15 protein-coding genes are annotated in these 14,188 nt (G+C 72.5%); 9 read left to right on the plus strand and 6 right to left on the minus strand.

Going from position 1 to position 14,188, the window contains the following annotated elements; genetic code table 11:
- Nucleotides 1-55 precede the first annotated feature (55 nt).
- The gene (locus ACZ5TL_RS02910; RefSeq protein WP_468586944.1) at nucleotides 56-586 is read left to right on the plus strand and encodes a GbsR/MarR family transcriptional regulator; all 531 of its coding nucleotides are present in this window, start codon (nucleotides 56-58) and stop codon (nucleotides 584-586) included.
- Between the two features lie 132 nt (nucleotides 587-718).
- Here ACZ5TL_RS02910 and ACZ5TL_RS02915 read toward each other — a convergent pair whose 3' ends face one another.
- Nucleotides 719-1,600, minus strand: a complete 882-nt coding sequence (locus ACZ5TL_RS02915) for a diacylglycerol kinase catalytic domain-containing protein (protein WP_468586946.1) — start codon at nucleotides 1,598-1,600, stop codon at nucleotides 719-721.
- Between the two features lie 186 nt (nucleotides 1,601-1,786).
- Here ACZ5TL_RS02915 and ACZ5TL_RS02920 point away from each other — a divergent pair, with 186 nt between their 5' ends.
- Together ACZ5TL_RS02920 and ACZ5TL_RS02925 are read left to right on the plus strand one after the other, a co-directional pair.
- On the plus strand, nucleotides 1,787-3,070 hold the full coding sequence (locus ACZ5TL_RS02920; protein WP_468586948.1) for an adenylosuccinate synthase: 1,284 nt from the start codon (nucleotides 1,787-1,789) through the stop codon (nucleotides 3,068-3,070).
- A gap of 548 nt (nucleotides 3,071-3,618) precedes the next feature.
- Nucleotides 3,619-3,912: a hypothetical protein gene (locus ACZ5TL_RS02925; protein WP_468586950.1), complete on the plus strand. Its 294-nt coding sequence runs from the start codon at nucleotides 3,619-3,621 to the stop codon at nucleotides 3,910-3,912.
- A 9-nt stretch (nucleotides 3,913-3,921) separates the two neighbouring features.
- Here the strand turns inward: ACZ5TL_RS02925 and ACZ5TL_RS02930 are convergent, their stop codons facing one another.
- The 3 genes from ACZ5TL_RS02930 to ACZ5TL_RS02940 all read right to left on the minus strand — a co-directional run bounded on the left by ACZ5TL_RS02930 (nucleotide 3,922) and on the right by ACZ5TL_RS02940 (nucleotide 6,869).
- On the minus strand, nucleotides 3,922-4,572 hold the full coding sequence (locus tag ACZ5TL_RS02930) for a hypothetical protein (RefSeq protein ID WP_468586952.1): 651 nt from the start codon (nucleotides 4,570-4,572) through the stop codon (nucleotides 3,922-3,924).
- Between the two features lie 121 nt (nucleotides 4,573-4,693).
- Nucleotides 4,694-5,395, minus strand: a complete 702-nt coding sequence (locus ACZ5TL_RS02935; protein ID WP_468586954.1) for a GntR family transcriptional regulator — start codon at nucleotides 5,393-5,395, stop codon at nucleotides 4,694-4,696.
- A 118-nt stretch (nucleotides 5,396-5,513) separates the two neighbouring features.
- On the minus strand, nucleotides 5,514-6,869 hold the full coding sequence (locus ACZ5TL_RS02940; RefSeq protein ID WP_468586956.1) for an aminotransferase class III-fold pyridoxal phosphate-dependent enzyme: 1,356 nt from the start codon (nucleotides 6,867-6,869) through the stop codon (nucleotides 5,514-5,516).
- A 161-nt stretch (nucleotides 6,870-7,030) separates the two neighbouring features.
- Between ACZ5TL_RS02940 and ACZ5TL_RS02945 the strand changes: the two genes are divergently transcribed.
- The 3 genes from ACZ5TL_RS02945 to ACZ5TL_RS02955 all read left to right on the plus strand — a co-directional run bounded on the left by ACZ5TL_RS02945 (nucleotide 7,031) and on the right by ACZ5TL_RS02955 (nucleotide 10,420).
- Nucleotides 7,031-7,648, plus strand: coding sequence for a DJ-1/PfpI family protein (locus ACZ5TL_RS02945; RefSeq protein ID WP_468586958.1), 618 nt, complete (start codon nucleotides 7,031-7,033; stop codon nucleotides 7,646-7,648).
- A complete protein-coding gene (locus ACZ5TL_RS02950) occupies nucleotides 7,645-8,121 on the plus strand; it encodes a MarR family winged helix-turn-helix transcriptional regulator (RefSeq protein WP_468586960.1) in 477 nt (158 codons plus the stop codon). Before ACZ5TL_RS02945 ends, ACZ5TL_RS02950 begins: the two co-directional genes overlap by 4 nt.
- A 79-nt stretch (nucleotides 8,122-8,200) precedes the next feature.
- A complete protein-coding gene (locus tag ACZ5TL_RS02955) occupies nucleotides 8,201-10,420 on the plus strand; it encodes a serine/threonine-protein kinase (protein WP_468586962.1) in 2,220 nt (739 codons plus the stop codon).
- 152 nt (nucleotides 10,421-10,572) lie between these two features.
- On the opposite strand, the gene ACZ5TL_RS02960 is transcribed toward ACZ5TL_RS02955, so the two are convergent.
- A complete protein-coding gene (locus ACZ5TL_RS02960; RefSeq protein ID WP_468586964.1) occupies nucleotides 10,573-11,331 on the minus strand; it encodes an SLATT domain-containing protein in 759 nt (252 codons plus the stop codon).
- A gap of 275 nt (nucleotides 11,332-11,606) precedes the next feature.
- Between ACZ5TL_RS02960 and ACZ5TL_RS02965 the strand changes: the two genes are divergently transcribed.
- From ACZ5TL_RS02965 to ACZ5TL_RS02975, 3 genes are all read left to right on the plus strand, one after another.
- Nucleotides 11,607-11,948 (plus strand): YbaB/EbfC family nucleoid-associated protein, encoded by a 342-nt coding sequence (locus ACZ5TL_RS02965; protein WP_468586966.1) that lies wholly within the window; start codon nucleotides 11,607-11,609, stop codon nucleotides 11,946-11,948.
- A gap of 99 nt (nucleotides 11,949-12,047) precedes the next feature.
- A complete protein-coding gene (gene recR, locus ACZ5TL_RS02970; RefSeq protein WP_003991835.1) occupies nucleotides 12,048-12,647 on the plus strand; it encodes a recombination mediator RecR in 600 nt (199 codons plus the stop codon).
- Entirely contained in the window at nucleotides 12,640-13,299 is a 660-nt protein-coding gene (locus ACZ5TL_RS02975) for a DUF5063 domain-containing protein (RefSeq protein ID WP_468586968.1), read from the plus strand. The genes recR and ACZ5TL_RS02975 overlap by 8 nt, the downstream gene beginning before the upstream one ends.
- 4 nt (nucleotides 13,300-13,303) lie before the next feature.
- Here the strand turns inward: ACZ5TL_RS02975 and ACZ5TL_RS02980 are convergent, their stop codons facing one another.
- Nucleotides 13,304-14,140 (minus strand): PhzF family phenazine biosynthesis protein, encoded by an 837-nt coding sequence (locus tag ACZ5TL_RS02980; RefSeq protein ID WP_468586970.1) that lies wholly within the window; start codon nucleotides 14,138-14,140, stop codon nucleotides 13,304-13,306.
- Between the last annotated feature and the right edge of the window lie 48 nt (nucleotides 14,141-14,188).

Below are 14,188 nucleotides of genomic sequence, written 5' to 3' on the forward strand. Positions count from 1 at the left end.
ACTTCAGAAATTTGTGAAGTTAAGGAAGGGTGTAAATCATCGATAGGATGGGCGCATGACGGAATCAGCCGGGAGGGACCGGAACGAGGAGGCCGTGTCGAGGTTCGTCGAGTCCTTCGCGGCGCAGCTCGTCGAGGCCGGAATGCAGCGGATGCCGGCCCGGGTCTTCGCCGCGCTCCTCTCCTCCGACGCGGGCTCGATGACCTCCGCCGAACTGGGAGAGCAACTGCGCATCAGCCCCGCCGCGGTGTCCGGCGCGGTGCGCTACCTGTCCCAGACGCACATGGTCTCGCGCGAACGGGAGCCCGGCTCGCGCCGCGAGCGCTACCGGGTGCACGGGGACCAGTGGTACGAGGCGCTGGCCAACCGTGACGCCGTCCTCAAGCGGTGGGAGGTGGCCCTGCGCGACGGGGTCACCAGCCTCGGCGCCGACACCCCGGCCGGCCGCCGCATGTCCGAGACGCTCGCCTTCTTCGAGTTCATGGAGAGCGAACTCGCGGAGCTGATGGAACGCTGGCGCGTGCACCGGGAGAAGACGTTCGGGCGGAATGACGAGCGGGCGGGAATGACGAGCGGGCGGGAATGACGAGCAGGCGGGAATGACGAGCAGGCGATGGCTCACGGCCCCGTCGGCACGGTCAGCTTCCTCGCCACTTCCCGCGCCTCTCACGGCCCCGCCGGCACGGCGGTCAGCCTCCACGACCCTTCCCCGCATCCCTCACGGCCCCGCCGGCACGGTCAGCCCCCACGCCCCTTCCCGCACCACCCACGTCCGGGTCCGCACCGGCCCCGACACCAGCGTGTCCGCCCGGTAGCGGAAGTGCGCCCCGGACACCGTCACCGTCCGTCCCTCCGCGAGCAGCGGAGAGGCCTCCGCGCCCACCGACACGGGTCTGACCTCCACCGACGCGACGCCCGCCGCGGCCGGCGCCACCGCCACCGCCTCCACCGGCTGGTCCAGATCGACGAGTGTCTCCCCGTCCACCTCGACCCGCAGCCGCGACGGCCCGGACTCCGGCGCCGAGGCGAGCCGGGACGGGCGGGCGGCCGGCACCAGGTTCCTGACCAGGAACTGGCAGGTCCGCAGCCACGGGCGGCCCGGCGTGTCCTCCGGCTCCTGCGCGCTCTCCCGGTCCTCCCCGGCGGGGAAGGGCGACAGCGGCGGTATCCGCAGCGCGCCCAGCACCACCCCGTCGCTGTCGTCGACCAGCAGGTCCATCCGCCGCTCGACCCCGTCGAGCACCGTCCGCGCCGCCGCCACCGTCCCCGTCGGCACCCCGAGCGACCGGGCGAGCGACAGCGAGCCCCCGACCGGCACCAGCGACAGCCCGCAGGCCGCCAGCTCCCGCTGCCGGTGCAGGTACGACACCGCCCGCAGCAGCGCCCGGTCGTCGCCCACCACCACCGGCCGCCGCGAGCCGCGCCGGGCCAGCGCCCGCGCGAACTCCTCCGGCCCGTCCGGCAGGCACAGCTTCATCCCGGCACCCGCTCCGAGCACGTCTTTCGCGATCCGTACGGACTCGCCGTCCGACCTACGGGCGACCGGGTCGACCACCACCAGCAGCTGCTCGGACGTCGTGGAAGTCGCCACCTCGGCCATGCCTCGCTTCCTCGGGTAGCATCTTTGTGCAAGAGCCCCTTGCGCTATTGCGCCAGGGGCTTCGTCTATTCCGGGGCATCCGGTCCGACGGTTGGCGGCCAACGGCGGTCGCGGTGCACGCGGCTGCATACCCTCCGCGTGCGCCCTCGACCATGGACATGCCCCGCCCGGAAGGGGTGTACGCGCGTGCCCGCACTTGTGCTGCTCGGTGCTCAGTGGGGTGACGAAGGCAAGGGAAAGGCCACCGACCTGCTCGGTGGTTCGGTGGATTATGTGGTGCGCTACCAGGGCGGCAACAACGCCGGCCACACGGTGGTCGTGGGCGACCAGAAGTATGCCCTGCACCTCCTCCCTTCCGGAATCCTGTCTCCCGGTTGTACGCCGGTCATCGGAAACGGTGTCGTCGTCGACCCGTCGGTCCTGCTCTCCGAGCTGAGCGGTCTGAACGAGCGTGGTGTCGACACCTCCAAGCTCCTCCTCAGCGGAAACGCGCACATCATCACGCCGTACAACGTGACGGTCGACAAGGTGACGGAGCGCTTCCTCGGCAAGCGGAAGATCGGCACCACCGGGCGCGGTATCGGCCCGACCTACGCCGACAAGATCAACCGCGTCGGCATCCGCGTGCAGGACCTCTACGACGAGTCGATCCTCACGCAGAAGGTCGAGGCGGCCCTCGACGCCAAGAACCAGATCCTCACCAAGCTCTACAACCGGCGCGCGATCGCCGTGGACCAGGTGGTCGAGGAGCTGCTGGCCTACGCCGACAAGCTCGCCCCGTACGTCGCCGACACCGTCCTGGTCCTCAACCAGGCGCTGGAGGAGGACAAGGTCGTCCTGTTCGAGGGCGGCCAGGGCACGCTGCTGGACATCGACCACGGCACGTACCCCTTCGTCACCTCGTCCAACCCGACCGCGGGCGGCGCCTGCACGGGCGCGGGCGTGGGCCCGACGAAGATCAGCCGGGTCATCGGCATCCTCAAGGCCTACACCACCCGCGTCGGGGCCGGTCCCTTCCCGACCGAGCTTTTCGACGAGGACGGCGAGGCCCTGCGCCGCATCGGCGGCGAGCGCGGCGTCACCACCGGCCGTGACCGCCGCTGCGGCTGGTTCGACGCGGTCATCGCCCGCTACGCGACCCGCGTGAACGGCCTGACCGACTTCTTCCTCACCAAGCTCGACGTCCTCACCGGCTGGGAGCAGATCCCGGTCTGTGTGGCGTACGAGATCGACGGCAAGCGCGTCGAGGAGCTCCCCTACTCCCAGACCGACTTCCACCACGCCAAGCCGGTCTACGAGATGCTGCCCGGCTGGAGCGAGGACATCAGCAAGGCCAAGTCCTTCTCCGACCTGCCGAAGAACGCCCAGGCGTACGTCAAGGCGCTGGAGGAGATGTCCGGCGCCCCGATCTCCGCGATCGGCGTGGGCCCGGGCCGGGACGAGACGATCGAGATCAACTCGTTCCTCTGATCCCACCCCGGCACAACGCCTCCGGCGGTCGGCCCGCCTTCGCGAGCCGGCCGCCGGAGGTGGCGAGAGCCGCGGTGGACACCGCTCGTCAGAATCGTCAGTGCGTTCCGAGTTGTGCGCGTATCAGCAGGTAGGCAGCCTCCTTGACCGACCCTGCCTACCTTCTTGACAACGCCCTGAGCTTGAGCAGGTTCGCCACGGGAATTGCGCCGCCGGCAACGGCCGCTGTGATTGTTCCGACGCACTTGGTGGGGTGCAAGTCACCGGACGTACGCGACCCGCTCGGCCAGGCCATCCGTGACCTGCGCGCCTAGGCGCCCAGGTGCTGCCGTCCACGCCCGGACGCGGACTGCTGTCCAACGTGGCAGGCGGTGCCGTGTCACCGTTTCCCGTTCGCTACGCGCCGCTGTCCCCCCGGGGGCCGCCCTTGGCCGCGCCGACCGTTGCGTAGGAGGCAGCTCGCGGATGCCTCCCGCGCGGGCGCCGATGATCGGGCTTAGGCTGAAAGTCATACCTCCGTGTGCGTCGACCAGAAGAAGGTGAGTGCGATGCGCGTACTGCTCAAGGCCTCCATGGACACGGAGAAGGCCAACGAGGCCATCCGCAACGGCACCTTGGGGAAGCTGCTCCAGGAGTCGATGGAACAGATCAAGCCCGAGGCGGCCTACTTCACCTCCGACCACGGCAAGCGCACCGCCTACATAGTCTTCGACATGCAGGACAGCTGGCAGATGCCGGTGATCAGCGAGCCCTTCTTCCTCCAACTGGGCGCGGAGATCACCTACACGCCGGTGATGAACGCCGAGGACGTGCAGAAGGGCCTCTCCCAGCTGGGACGCTGAGCCGCCGGATCAGCTGAAGACGATCATCGACCCCTGGGCGAGGCTGCGGGTCACGGCCGCGTGCAGGCCGAGCCAGACGTGCCGTTCACGGGCGAACGGGCTGGGGTCGTACGGGGCGGGGACCGCGGGTTCCTCCAACTCGGTCGGGGCGAGCGGCGGCTGGGGGGCCGTCGGCGGGTTGGCCGGGTCGATGCCCAGGGCGGGCGCGACCAGCTCCAACTCGCGCAGCAGGGCGTGCGAGGACCCGAGCGGTCCGCCGCCCGCGAGGAGGGCGTCGTCGGCGAGCGGGCTCGGGAAGTCGACCGGGACGTACGCGCCCGCGTGGTCGTAGTGCCAGACCAGGTGCGACTGCTGGGCCGTGGACTCGAACATCTCCAGCAACTGCTCGTAGTCGCCGCCGAGTTCGTCCACGGGCGTCACCGGCAGGCCGCGCACCTGGAGCAGGTAGACACGGCGCAGGAAGTGCAGCGCGTCGTAGTCGAAGCCCGCGACCGGGGCGACGTCGCCGGACAGGCCCGGCATGTACTGGTACACCGGCACCGGGGGCAGCCCGGCCTCGGCGAGCACCCTGTTGTATTGCGCGAGTTCCTCGGCGAACGGGTTGTCCGGCGTGTGGCACAACACGTCGACAAGCGGTACCAGCCACAGGTCACAGGCCAAAGAAGGCTCCTCGCTCAGCGCGGTGGTCGGGTAGCACGGTGGTCAAGAAGGGTAGCGGTGCGGCACGGTCGCGGCTCCTGCCGTGCATGTCCCATACCCATACGGACCGATGCGACGCGGGTCATCCGGACGCGAGCCGCTCGATCATTGCCAGCGAGTGCGTGTTGTAGTGGGCGATGATCGCCCGCGCGGTGTCGTTGTCGCCGGCGATCAGCGCCTCGACCAGCTCGGTGTGACCGGCCCACAGCTCGCCGCGCAGGTCGGTGAGCCGGCGCAGATGCTGCACCGCGCACACCCAGGTCTGCACGCGTAGCCGGTGCAGGAAGTCGGCGAGGTAGGGGTTGCCGAAGCAGGCGCCGAGCTCGCGCCAGAAGCGCAGGTCGTAGCCGATGAGGACGGTGAGATCACCGGCGGCGGCGGCCCGCTGCGCCTCCTCGCCGCGCCGGCGGACCCCGGCCACGACGACGGCGGCCCGGGGATCGTCGGGCCGCACGGCGTTGGGACGCCCCTCGGTCAGCGCGAGGAACATCCCCTCGATGACCAGGCCGCGCGCCTCGATCATGCCGCGGAAGTCCTCGACCGAGTACTCGTGGACCCGGAAGCCGCGGTGCTGGTCGGCGTCGAGGAGCCCCTGCGCGGAGAGGTCGACCAGCGCCTCCCGCACCGGCGTCGCGGACACCCCGTACTGCTCGGCGATCTCCTTGACCGTGAACTCCTGCCCCGGCTGCAGACGCCCGCCCAGCACCTCGTCACGGAGCGCTTCGGCGATCTGCTGCCGCAGGGTGCTGCGCGTCACGGCGCCGTTGCCGGTGCTGCCGGGCATGGTCAGGGCGTCTCCCTCGTCGCTTTCGGGTGGCGTGCGCGTCTATGTCTACGAGCACGCCACCTTACGCGTTCGAATGACACCCGAGGGTGTCGGTTACTGACGGGTTTACAGAGGTTCACGTCGTGTACTCGTCCGCCACCGAGAGTGCCGCGTCCAGCACCGCGAGCCCTTCCTTGAGCTCCGCCTCGGTGATGGTGCAGGGCGGCACCACGTGCGTGCGGTTCATGTTCACGAACGGCCACAGCCCGCCGTCCTTCGCGGCGGCGGCGAAGGCTGCCATGGGCGCGTTCGCCTGCCCGGTCGCGTTGTAGGGCACCAGCGGTTCCCGCGTCTGCCGGTTCCGCACCAGCTCCAGCGCCCAGAACATGCCGACCCCGCGCACCTCTCCGACGCTTGGGTGCCGCTCGGCGAGCGCCCGCAGCTGCGGCCCGACGGCGGACGCGCCCAGCCGGGCCGCGTTCTCCACGACGCCCTCCTCCGCCATGGCGTTGATCGTCGCGACGGCGGCGGCACAGGCCAGCGGGTGCCCGGAGTACGTCAGTCCGCCGGGGTACGGCCGCTTCCCGAACGTGTCCGCGATCGCGCCGGAGATCGCCACGCCGCCCAGCGGCACGTATCCGCTGTTCACGCCCTTGGCGAAGGTCAGCAGGTCCGGTGTGACATCGAACAGGTCCGCCGCGAACCACTCACCGGTCCGCCCGAACCCGGCCATGACCTCGTCCAGGACGAAGACGATCCCGTGCGTGTCGCACAGCTCCCGCACGCCCGCGAGATAGCCGGGCGGCGGGACCATGATCCCGGCCGTGCCCGGGATCGTCTCCAGGATGATCGCCGCGACGGTCGAGGGGCCCTCGAAGGCGATCGTCGTCTCCAGGTGCTCCAGCGCCCGCGCGCACTCCTGCTCCTCGGTCTCCGCGTAGAAGCGGGAGCGGTAGAGGTGGGGCGCCCAGAAACGCACGACCCCGGCCGTGCCGGTGTCGGAGGCCCAGCGGCGCGGGTCGCCGGTGAGGTTCACGGCCTGCTGCGTACCGCCGTGGTACGAGCGGTACGCCGAGAGCACCTTCGGGCGGCCGGTGTGCAGCCGGGCCATCCGGATCGCGTGCTCGACGGCGTCGGCGCCGCCGTTGGTGAAGAAGATCCGGTCCAGGTCGCCCGGGGTCCGCTGGGCGATGAGCCGGGCCGCCTCCGACCGCGCCTCGACCGCGAAGGCGGGGGCGAAGGTCGTCATCCGCGCCGCCTGCTCCTGGATCGCGGCGACGACCTTCGGGTGCTGGTAGCCGACGTTCGTGTGGACGAGGCCGCTGGAGAAGTCCAGGTAGCGGCGGCCGTCGTAGTCCCAGAAGTACGACCCCTCGGCACCGGCGACGGCGAGCGGGTCGATGAGCTCCTGAGCGGACCAGGAGTGGAACACATGGTCACGGTCGGCGGCCTTCACGGCGGCACCGGCCTCGGGGTTCGGCTGAGGGGTCATGCGGGCGAGCGTAGGGGCGGGGGAGAGGGCGGTGACATCGGCGGCCTGTCTGCCGTCGGCGGCATTCCGCGACAGGTTGTCCAGACGGGATGGAGGTGATTGACAGCGTGCTGTCTAGATGTCAGGATGCTGTCATGAGGCACCGGGTCCGAGGAGGAGCCATGAACGCCACCGCAGGCCACAAGCCCGTCCATCTCGCCGTCTACGACACGCTCGCCGACTGGGAGCCCGGCCACGCCACGGCCCAGCTCGCCCGCGCTGGCCGGCGGATCCGGACCGTCGGCCCGTCCACGGCCCCGGTCACGAGCGCCGGCGGACTGCGCGTCCAGCCCGACCTGGCCCTGGACGACGTACGGCCCGAGGACAGCGCGCTGCTGATCCTCCCGGGCGCCGGCCTCTGGGACACGTCGGACGACCTGGCGCCCTTCGCCCGCAAAGCCAGGGCCTTCCTCGACGCGGGCGTGCCGGTCGCCGCGATCTGCGGAGCCACCGCCGGACTCGCCCGCGAGGGCCTGCTCGACGACCGCGACCACACCAGCGCGGTCTCCTTCTACCTGGCCGCGACCGGCTACGCGGGCGCCGGACGCTACGTCGAGACCGACGCGGTCACCGACGGCCTCCTGATCACGGCCGGCCCCACCGAGCCGGTCGCCTTCGCCCGCGAGGTCCTCCGGCTGCTCGGGGTCTACGAGGGCGAGGTGCTGGACGCCTGGTACCGGCTGTTCCACGACTCCGACGCGGCGGCGTACGCGGTGTTGGAGAAGGCCGGCGCGCTGTGAGCCGGGAGCGTCAGGACCTGCTCAGCCGCAGCGCCCTCGGGGTGTTCCGGCTCAACGGCCAGTTCCTCGGCGTGGCGGAGGAACTGGCCCGGCCCGCCGGGCTGACGGCCGCCTGGTGGCAGGTGCTCGGCGCGGTCCTCGGCGAACCACTGCCCGTCTCCGGCATCGCCCGCGCCATGGGCATCACCCGGCAGAGCGTGCAGCGCATCGCCGACCTGCTGGTGGAGCGGGGACTCGCGGAGTACCGGCCGAACCCGGCGCACCGGCGCGCCAAGCTTCTCGCGCCGACCGGGGAGGGGCGGGCGGCGATCGCCCGGATCGACCCGGGGCACGCGGCCTTCGCCGACCGGCTGGCCGAGGTGTTCGGGGAGACGGAGCTGGCGGAGACGGTGCGAGTGCTGGAACGGCTGTCGGAGGTGCTCGACAAGGTGGGGCCGCCCGTCACTGAGCCTCCGCCTGTTACGGAACCGTAGGCAGCGGCCCGGCCACCCCGTCCCGGCCCCGCACTATTCTCGATCCGTTGCTCACGTGTGGGGGGAAGGCGGCGGAGCGATGGAGAAGCTGGGGCCCGGGGATCCACAGCGGATTGGTGCGTACCGGCTGCTGGCGCGGCTCGGTGCGGGTGGCATGGGGCATGTCTATCTGGCCCGCTCGGAGCGGGGCCGTACGGTCGCCGTGAAACTCGTGCGCGAGGAGCTCGCCGCGCAGGAGGAGTTCCGCGAGCGGTTCCGGCAGGAGGTGCGGGCCGCGCGGCGGGTCGGCGGGTACTGGACGGCGCCGGTGCTGGACGCGGACACCGAGGCCGCAGTGCCGTGGGTCGCCACCGGGTACGTCGCCGGGCCGAGCCTGCAGCAGGTCGTCGGGCACGACCACGGCGCCCTGCCCGAGCGGACGGTCCGGATCCTCGCGGCCGGGCTCGCCCACGCGCTGCAGGACATCCACGCGGCCGGCATCGTCCACCGCGACCTCAAGCCGTCCAACGTGCTGGTCACCATCGACGGCCCGCGCGTCATCGACTTCGGCATCGCACGCGCCCTGGAGACCGTGACGGACGGCGGGCTGACCCGCACCGGCGCGCTCGTCGGATCGCCCGGTTTCATGGCGCCCGAGCAGGTGCGGGGCGACCGCATCACCCCGGCGTGCGACGTCTTCTGCCTCGGCTCGGTCCTCGCCTACGCCGCCACCGGCGCCCTGCCCTTCGGCACCGCGGGCAGCGGGGTGCACGCCCTGATGTTCCGCATCGCCCAGGAGGAACCGGACCTGAAGGGCGTCCCCGAGGGCATCGCCGACCTGGTCCGCGACTGCCTGCGCAAGGACCCCGCCGCCCGGCCCTCCCTCGACCGCGTCCTGCAGCGCACGGGTGCGGACGACACCGTCTCGGACGGCCGCGCCCTCGACCCGTGGCTGCCGAGTGCGCTGGTGGCGCAACTGGGGCGGCACGCCGTGCGGTTGCTGGACGCGGAGGATCCGGCGGGGGAGCAGGAGGGGGGCGGCTCATCCGCCGCGCCGGGTGCGGGGGCCGGGGCGGGGGTGCGGCCCGGTATGTCTGCGGGTGCGGGTGCGGGTGCGGGTGCGGGTGCGGGTGCGGGTGCGGGTGCGGGTGCCGCTGCCGTGGGGGAGCGGGCCGGTTCCGCCGGGGCTCCTGGGGCCGGGCCCGCGGACCAGCCGGGCTCCGGCTTCCCGGCCGAGCCGGGCTCCGGCTCCGTGGCTCAGCCGGGCCACGGTCGCGTCACCCAGCCGGACTCCGGCCCCGTCGCTCGCTCCGGCCCGGGCCCCGTTCCGCCGCCGGTCCCCGCGGGCGGCCCCGGCGCGACCCCCGAACACGCCCCCGCCGCCGACGAATCGGCGCCGGGCCCCGCGCTGTCCCCGGCCGCCGCGACGGCGCCCGCCCCGAACCCCATCCCGAACCCCGGGCCGCCTTCGCCGGGCCGGCCGGGCGAGGGGCCGCCGCTGAACCATCTGCCCACCATGGTCGCGGGCCAGGGCGCCGCCCCGGCGCCCCAGCAGCCCCCCGGCCCCGCCAACGCGCCCCACCCGCAGACGACCCCGCCCCCGCCCCCGCATCCGTACCCGGCGTACGGCTATCCCCAGCAGCACCCCCAGCCCGGCGCCCCGGCCCACCCCGCCTACGGCGCCCTCGGCTCCACCCCGCCCTACGGCACGACCCCGCCGTACGGCCCCCCGCACGAGCCGCCGCGGAGAAACGGCCGGTCCACCGCGCTGCTCGTCGTCATCGCCCTGGTCGTCGCGCTGGCCGCGGGCGGGTCGGTGTACGCGCTGATGCAGGACGGCGACCGCGACCACCGGGCCGGCGGCGCCGACCCCACCCCCACGCAGCGCACCGGCGCGCCCCCGACCACGCCCGGCCCGTCCCCGACGACCTCGCAGCCCGGCACCTCCCCCTCACTGGCGGGCGGCACGATCCCGACGGGGTACCTCGGCACCTGGACCACGACCATCGACAACGCCGACGGACAGCACAGCCGCTCGCTGACCCTCCAGCAGGGCGAGCCGGGCGACACGGTCCTGTCCCTCGTGGCGGACGGCCCGACCAGGGGCGGCGGCACCTACCACTGCGTGTTCGAGGGACGGCTGACCACGGCCCCCGGGGCCGGCGGCCCGCTGAGGATCGGCCCGTCCACCGTGAAGGTCGGCCAGCCGCGCACCGCCTGCACCCCGGGCGCGGCCACCGAGGTCACCCTCCTGCCGGACGGCACGCTCCAGCGCGTCAACACGAGCAGCGGGGAACGGCTGACGTACACGAAGCAGTGACAACTTCCGCTTCCCGTGCGGCTGTTGAACGTACGGCGCATTCCGGTCGACGAAGTCCGGGCGCCCGCGCGTACGGCCGTACGGGGTGGGCGCGGTGGGACACCGCCCGCCGGGTACGCGGACCCGCCCGCCCCCTCAGCCGCACCCCGCGGTCACCTGGGCTCGGGTGGCCGTTGGCGGGGCATGTTCGGCCGCGCGCCGCCCGCCGGAGGCACCGCGAACCGCCCGTTCACCCCCACCTCGGTCCCCCGCGCCGCACCGTGGAACACCGCCGCCTGCACCCCCACGGGCGCGGCACCCCCCACCCGGAACTCCCCCATCCAGTCCGCCGTCTCCACCCGCACCAGCTCGGTCACGTCCTCGGAGAACCTCCGCAGCACCCCGAGGCACCGCTCGGCCGCCTCGCCGGCCGTCCCCTCCGCCGGTCCCAGCACCTCCCGCACACTCTCCGCAGCCCAGTCGAACTGCAGGGCCTGCAGCCGCCGCTGCACGGCCTGCGCGGTGGCAACGTCCCGCATCCACCCCGACGTCACCCCGAAGTACCGGTCGGCGGCCACACACGCCACCGCCAGCAGCAGCGCCAGACACCCCCAGGGCGCGATGCCGCCCGCGACCCCGGTCAGATCCAGCAGGGGCAGCGCGACCCCGGTCACCGCCCCCGCCGCGGCCCCGCAGCGCAGCACCCGCGCGCACCGCCGCTTCCACACTCGGTCCGCGAGATACCAGGCCGCCGTCCGCAGCGCCCCGCGCTCCACCCACCGGTACAGCTCGTCCAGCCGGACCGCCGGCTCGCCCCAGTCCCCGAGCGGAAAGGCCCGCCCGGTCAGGTCGCCCGGCCAAAGCCGGGCCGCCGCCCCCTCGCCCCGCCCGTCCTGAGGCGGCCCCTCGGGCTGCATCTCCGGCTGACCCACCCGGCACTCCTCACTGACCACGAATGACCACGCACGGTTCACTCACCGATCACGCCGCGCGACGGATCCACTCCGCATCCGCAACGCGCCCGACCCTTCCTACCCCCCAACGGGTGGCGAAGATGTAGCTTTCACCTCTTTTCCGCCCGGAAGTATTCCTTGATCGGTTATGGGGCGCGAGGGGGACTCACCCGAAAGAGTGCTGGGGCGACGGCGGGTCCGACCACGTAGGCTCGTGCCGAACGGGAAAACCCGTACCGAGCAAGGAGCTGATCGTGATCCCCGGTGGTGGCCAGCCCAATATGCAGCAGCTGCTCCAGCAGGCCCAGAAGATGCAACAGGACCTGGCGCGGGCGCAGGAGGAACTGGCGCAGACGGAGGTCGACGGCCAGGCGGGCGGCGGCCTGGTGACCGCCACCGTCACCGGCGCCGGCGAGCTGCGCGCCCTGAAGATCGACCCGAAGGCGGTGGACCCCGAGGACACCGAGACCCTCGCGGACCTCGTCGTGGCGGCCGTCCAGGCGGCCAACGAGAACGCGCAGGCGCTCCAGCAGCAGAAGCTGGGCCCGCTCGCGCAGGGTCTGGAAGGCGGCGGCATCCCCGGCCTGCCGTTCTGATCCGTCTGCCGCCTTCCTCGGACAGGCGGCAGACAACTACGGTACGTACGGGAAGGCCGTACGGCGCGAGCGACCTCGAAGACCCAGGAAGGCAGTCCGTTGTACGAAGGCGTGGTCCAGGACCTGATCGACGAGCTGGGACGGCTGCCCGGCGTCGGTCCGAAGAGCGCCCAGCGGATCGCCTTCCACATCCTCCAGGCGGAGCCGACGGACGTACGGCGCCTCGCGCAGGCGCTGATGGAGGTCAAGGCGAAGGTCCGCTTCTGCGCGACCTGCGGCAACGTCGCACAGGAGGAGCTGTGCAACATCTGCCGCGACACCCGCCGCGACCCCGCCGTCATCTGCGTGGTCGAGGAGCCGAAGGACGTCGTGGCGATCGAGCGCACGCGTGAGTTCCGGGGCCGGTACCACGTGCTGGGCGGTGCGATCAGCCCGATCGACGGGGTGGGCCCGGACGACCTGCGCATCAGGGAGCTGCTGGCCCGTCTCGCCGACGGCACCGTCACCGAGCTCATCCTCGCCACGGACCCGAATCTCGAGGGCGAGGCGACAGCGACGTACCTCGCCCGCATGATCAAGCCCATGGGCCTGAAGGTCACCCGCCTGGCCAGCGGCCTCCCGGTGGGCGGCGACCTGGAATACGCGGACGAGGTCACCCTCGGCCGCGCCTTCGAGGGGAGACGACTCCTAGATGTCTGACGCCACGCTGCACGCGACGAACCAGAACCCGGACGACTTCGCGGTCCAGATCGCGGACCAGATCGAGAGTTTCCTGGTCGCCGTCATCGAGGTCGCCAAGGGCGACGAGCCGGAATCGGCCGTGCCGTTCCTCCTCCTGGAGGTCTCCCAGCTCCTCCTGGCCGGCGGCCGGCTCGGTGCGCACGAGGACATCGTCCCGGACGAGCGCTACGAGCCCGACTCGGGTCCCGAGGCGGACGTCGACGAACTCCGCGAGAACCTGGCCCGCCTGCTGGACCCCATCGACGTCTACTCCGAGGTCTTCGACCCCTACGAGCCCCGCAAGGCCCCGGTCCCGGCCCGCATCTCCGACGACCTCACGGACGTCATCACGGACCTGCGCCACGGCATGGCCCACTACCGGGCGGGGCGCACCTCCGAGGCGCTGTGGTGGTGGCAGTTCTCCTACTTCTCCAACTGGGGTTCCACCGCCTCGGCGAGCCTGCGGGCCCTGCAGTCGGTCCTCGCACACGTCCGCCTCAACCAGCCCCTCGCCGAACTCGACGGCCTGGACACGGACCAGGGCATGGGCGACGACACCCTGGAGATCGAGGCGGGCCGCGTGATGGCCGAGGAGATCGCGGGCCCGCTGGGCCTGCGCCCGGCGAAGTAGCCCGTCAGATCGGAACGGCCGTACCGGTGACGCCGATTCCGGTGTCCGCCCCCGCCGGCACGGACACCGTGATCGTGCTCGGCCGTCCCATGTCCGCGCCCTGATGGATCGTCAAGGTCGCCGGCGGCGTGACGAGTCCGAGTTCCCTGAGGTAGCCGCCGAACGCGGCTGCCGCCGCGCCCGTCGCCGGATCCTCGACCACGCCGCCGGGCGGGAACGGGTTGCGGGCGTGGAACACCGTGGGCGACTCGCGCCAGAGCAGGTCGATCGTGGTCCAGTCCTCGCGGGCCATGAGGGCGGCGAGCGCGGCCATGTCGTAGTCCAGGCCGGCCAGCCGGTCCCGGGTCGCGGCGGCGATGACCGGGTGCCAGGCCCCGCCGAACGCCACGCGGGGCGGCAGCTCCGGGTCCAGGTCCCCGGCGGGCCAGCCCAGGATCGCCAGCAGTTCGGCCAGGGTGGCCTCGTCCATCGGCGCCGTACGCGGCGCGACGCTCACCAGGGTCGCCACGAGGGTGCCGTCCGCCGCCCGGTCCGTGGTGACGGTGACCGGGCCCGCCTTCGTACGCAGCGGCAGGCTGCCGGTGCCGTGCCGCTCCGCGTGGGCGACGGCCGTCGCGATCGTCGCGTGGCCGCAGAACGGGACCTCGGCGAGCGGGCTGAAGTACCGCACGTCCAGGGGACCGTCGCCGGACTCCGTCACGAACGCCGTCTCCGAGTAGACGACTTCGGCCGCCACCGCCAGCATCGCCGCGTCGTCGGCCCCGGTGGCGTCGAGCACCACCCCCGCGGGGTTGCCGCCCTTGGGGTCGGTGCTGAAGGCCACGTAGCGCAGAATCTCCATGCCCAGACGGTAGCGCCCGTCCCCATGTTCACGCAGCGTGATTTGGCA

Source organism: Streptomyces sp. NPDC033136 (assembly GCF_055578235.1).

Bases quoted from the DNA above. Each gene is read 5' to 3' on its own strand.
- ACZ5TL_RS02910 (WP_468586944.1), top strand. From the start codon at position 56: ATGACGGAATCAGCCGGGAGGGACCGGAACGAGGAGGCCGTGTCGAGG.
- ACZ5TL_RS02915 (WP_468586946.1), bottom strand. From the start codon at position 1,600: ATGGCCGAGGTGGCGACTTCCACGACGTCCGAGCAGCTGCTGGTGGTG.
- ACZ5TL_RS02925 (WP_468586950.1), top strand. From the start codon at position 3,619: ATGCGCGTACTGCTCAAGGCCTCCATGGACACGGAGAAGGCCAACGAG.
- ACZ5TL_RS02935 (WP_468586954.1), bottom strand. From the start codon at position 5,395: ATGCCCGGCAGCACCGGCAACGGCGCCGTGACGCGCAGCACCCTGCGG.
- ACZ5TL_RS02940 (WP_468586956.1), bottom strand. From the start codon at position 6,869: ATGACCCCTCAGCCGAACCCCGAGGCCGGTGCCGCCGTGAAGGCCGCC.
- ACZ5TL_RS02945 (WP_468586958.1), top strand. From the start codon at position 7,031: ATGAACGCCACCGCAGGCCACAAGCCCGTCCATCTCGCCGTCTACGAC.
- ACZ5TL_RS02955 (WP_468586962.1), top strand. From the start codon at position 8,201: ATGGAGAAGCTGGGGCCCGGGGATCCACAGCGGATTGGTGCGTACCGG.
- ACZ5TL_RS02975 (WP_468586968.1), top strand. From the start codon at position 12,640: ATGTCTGACGCCACGCTGCACGCGACGAACCAGAACCCGGACGACTTC.
- ACZ5TL_RS02980 (WP_468586970.1), bottom strand. From the start codon at position 14,140: ATGGAGATTCTGCGCTACGTGGCCTTCAGCACCGACCCCAAGGGCGGC.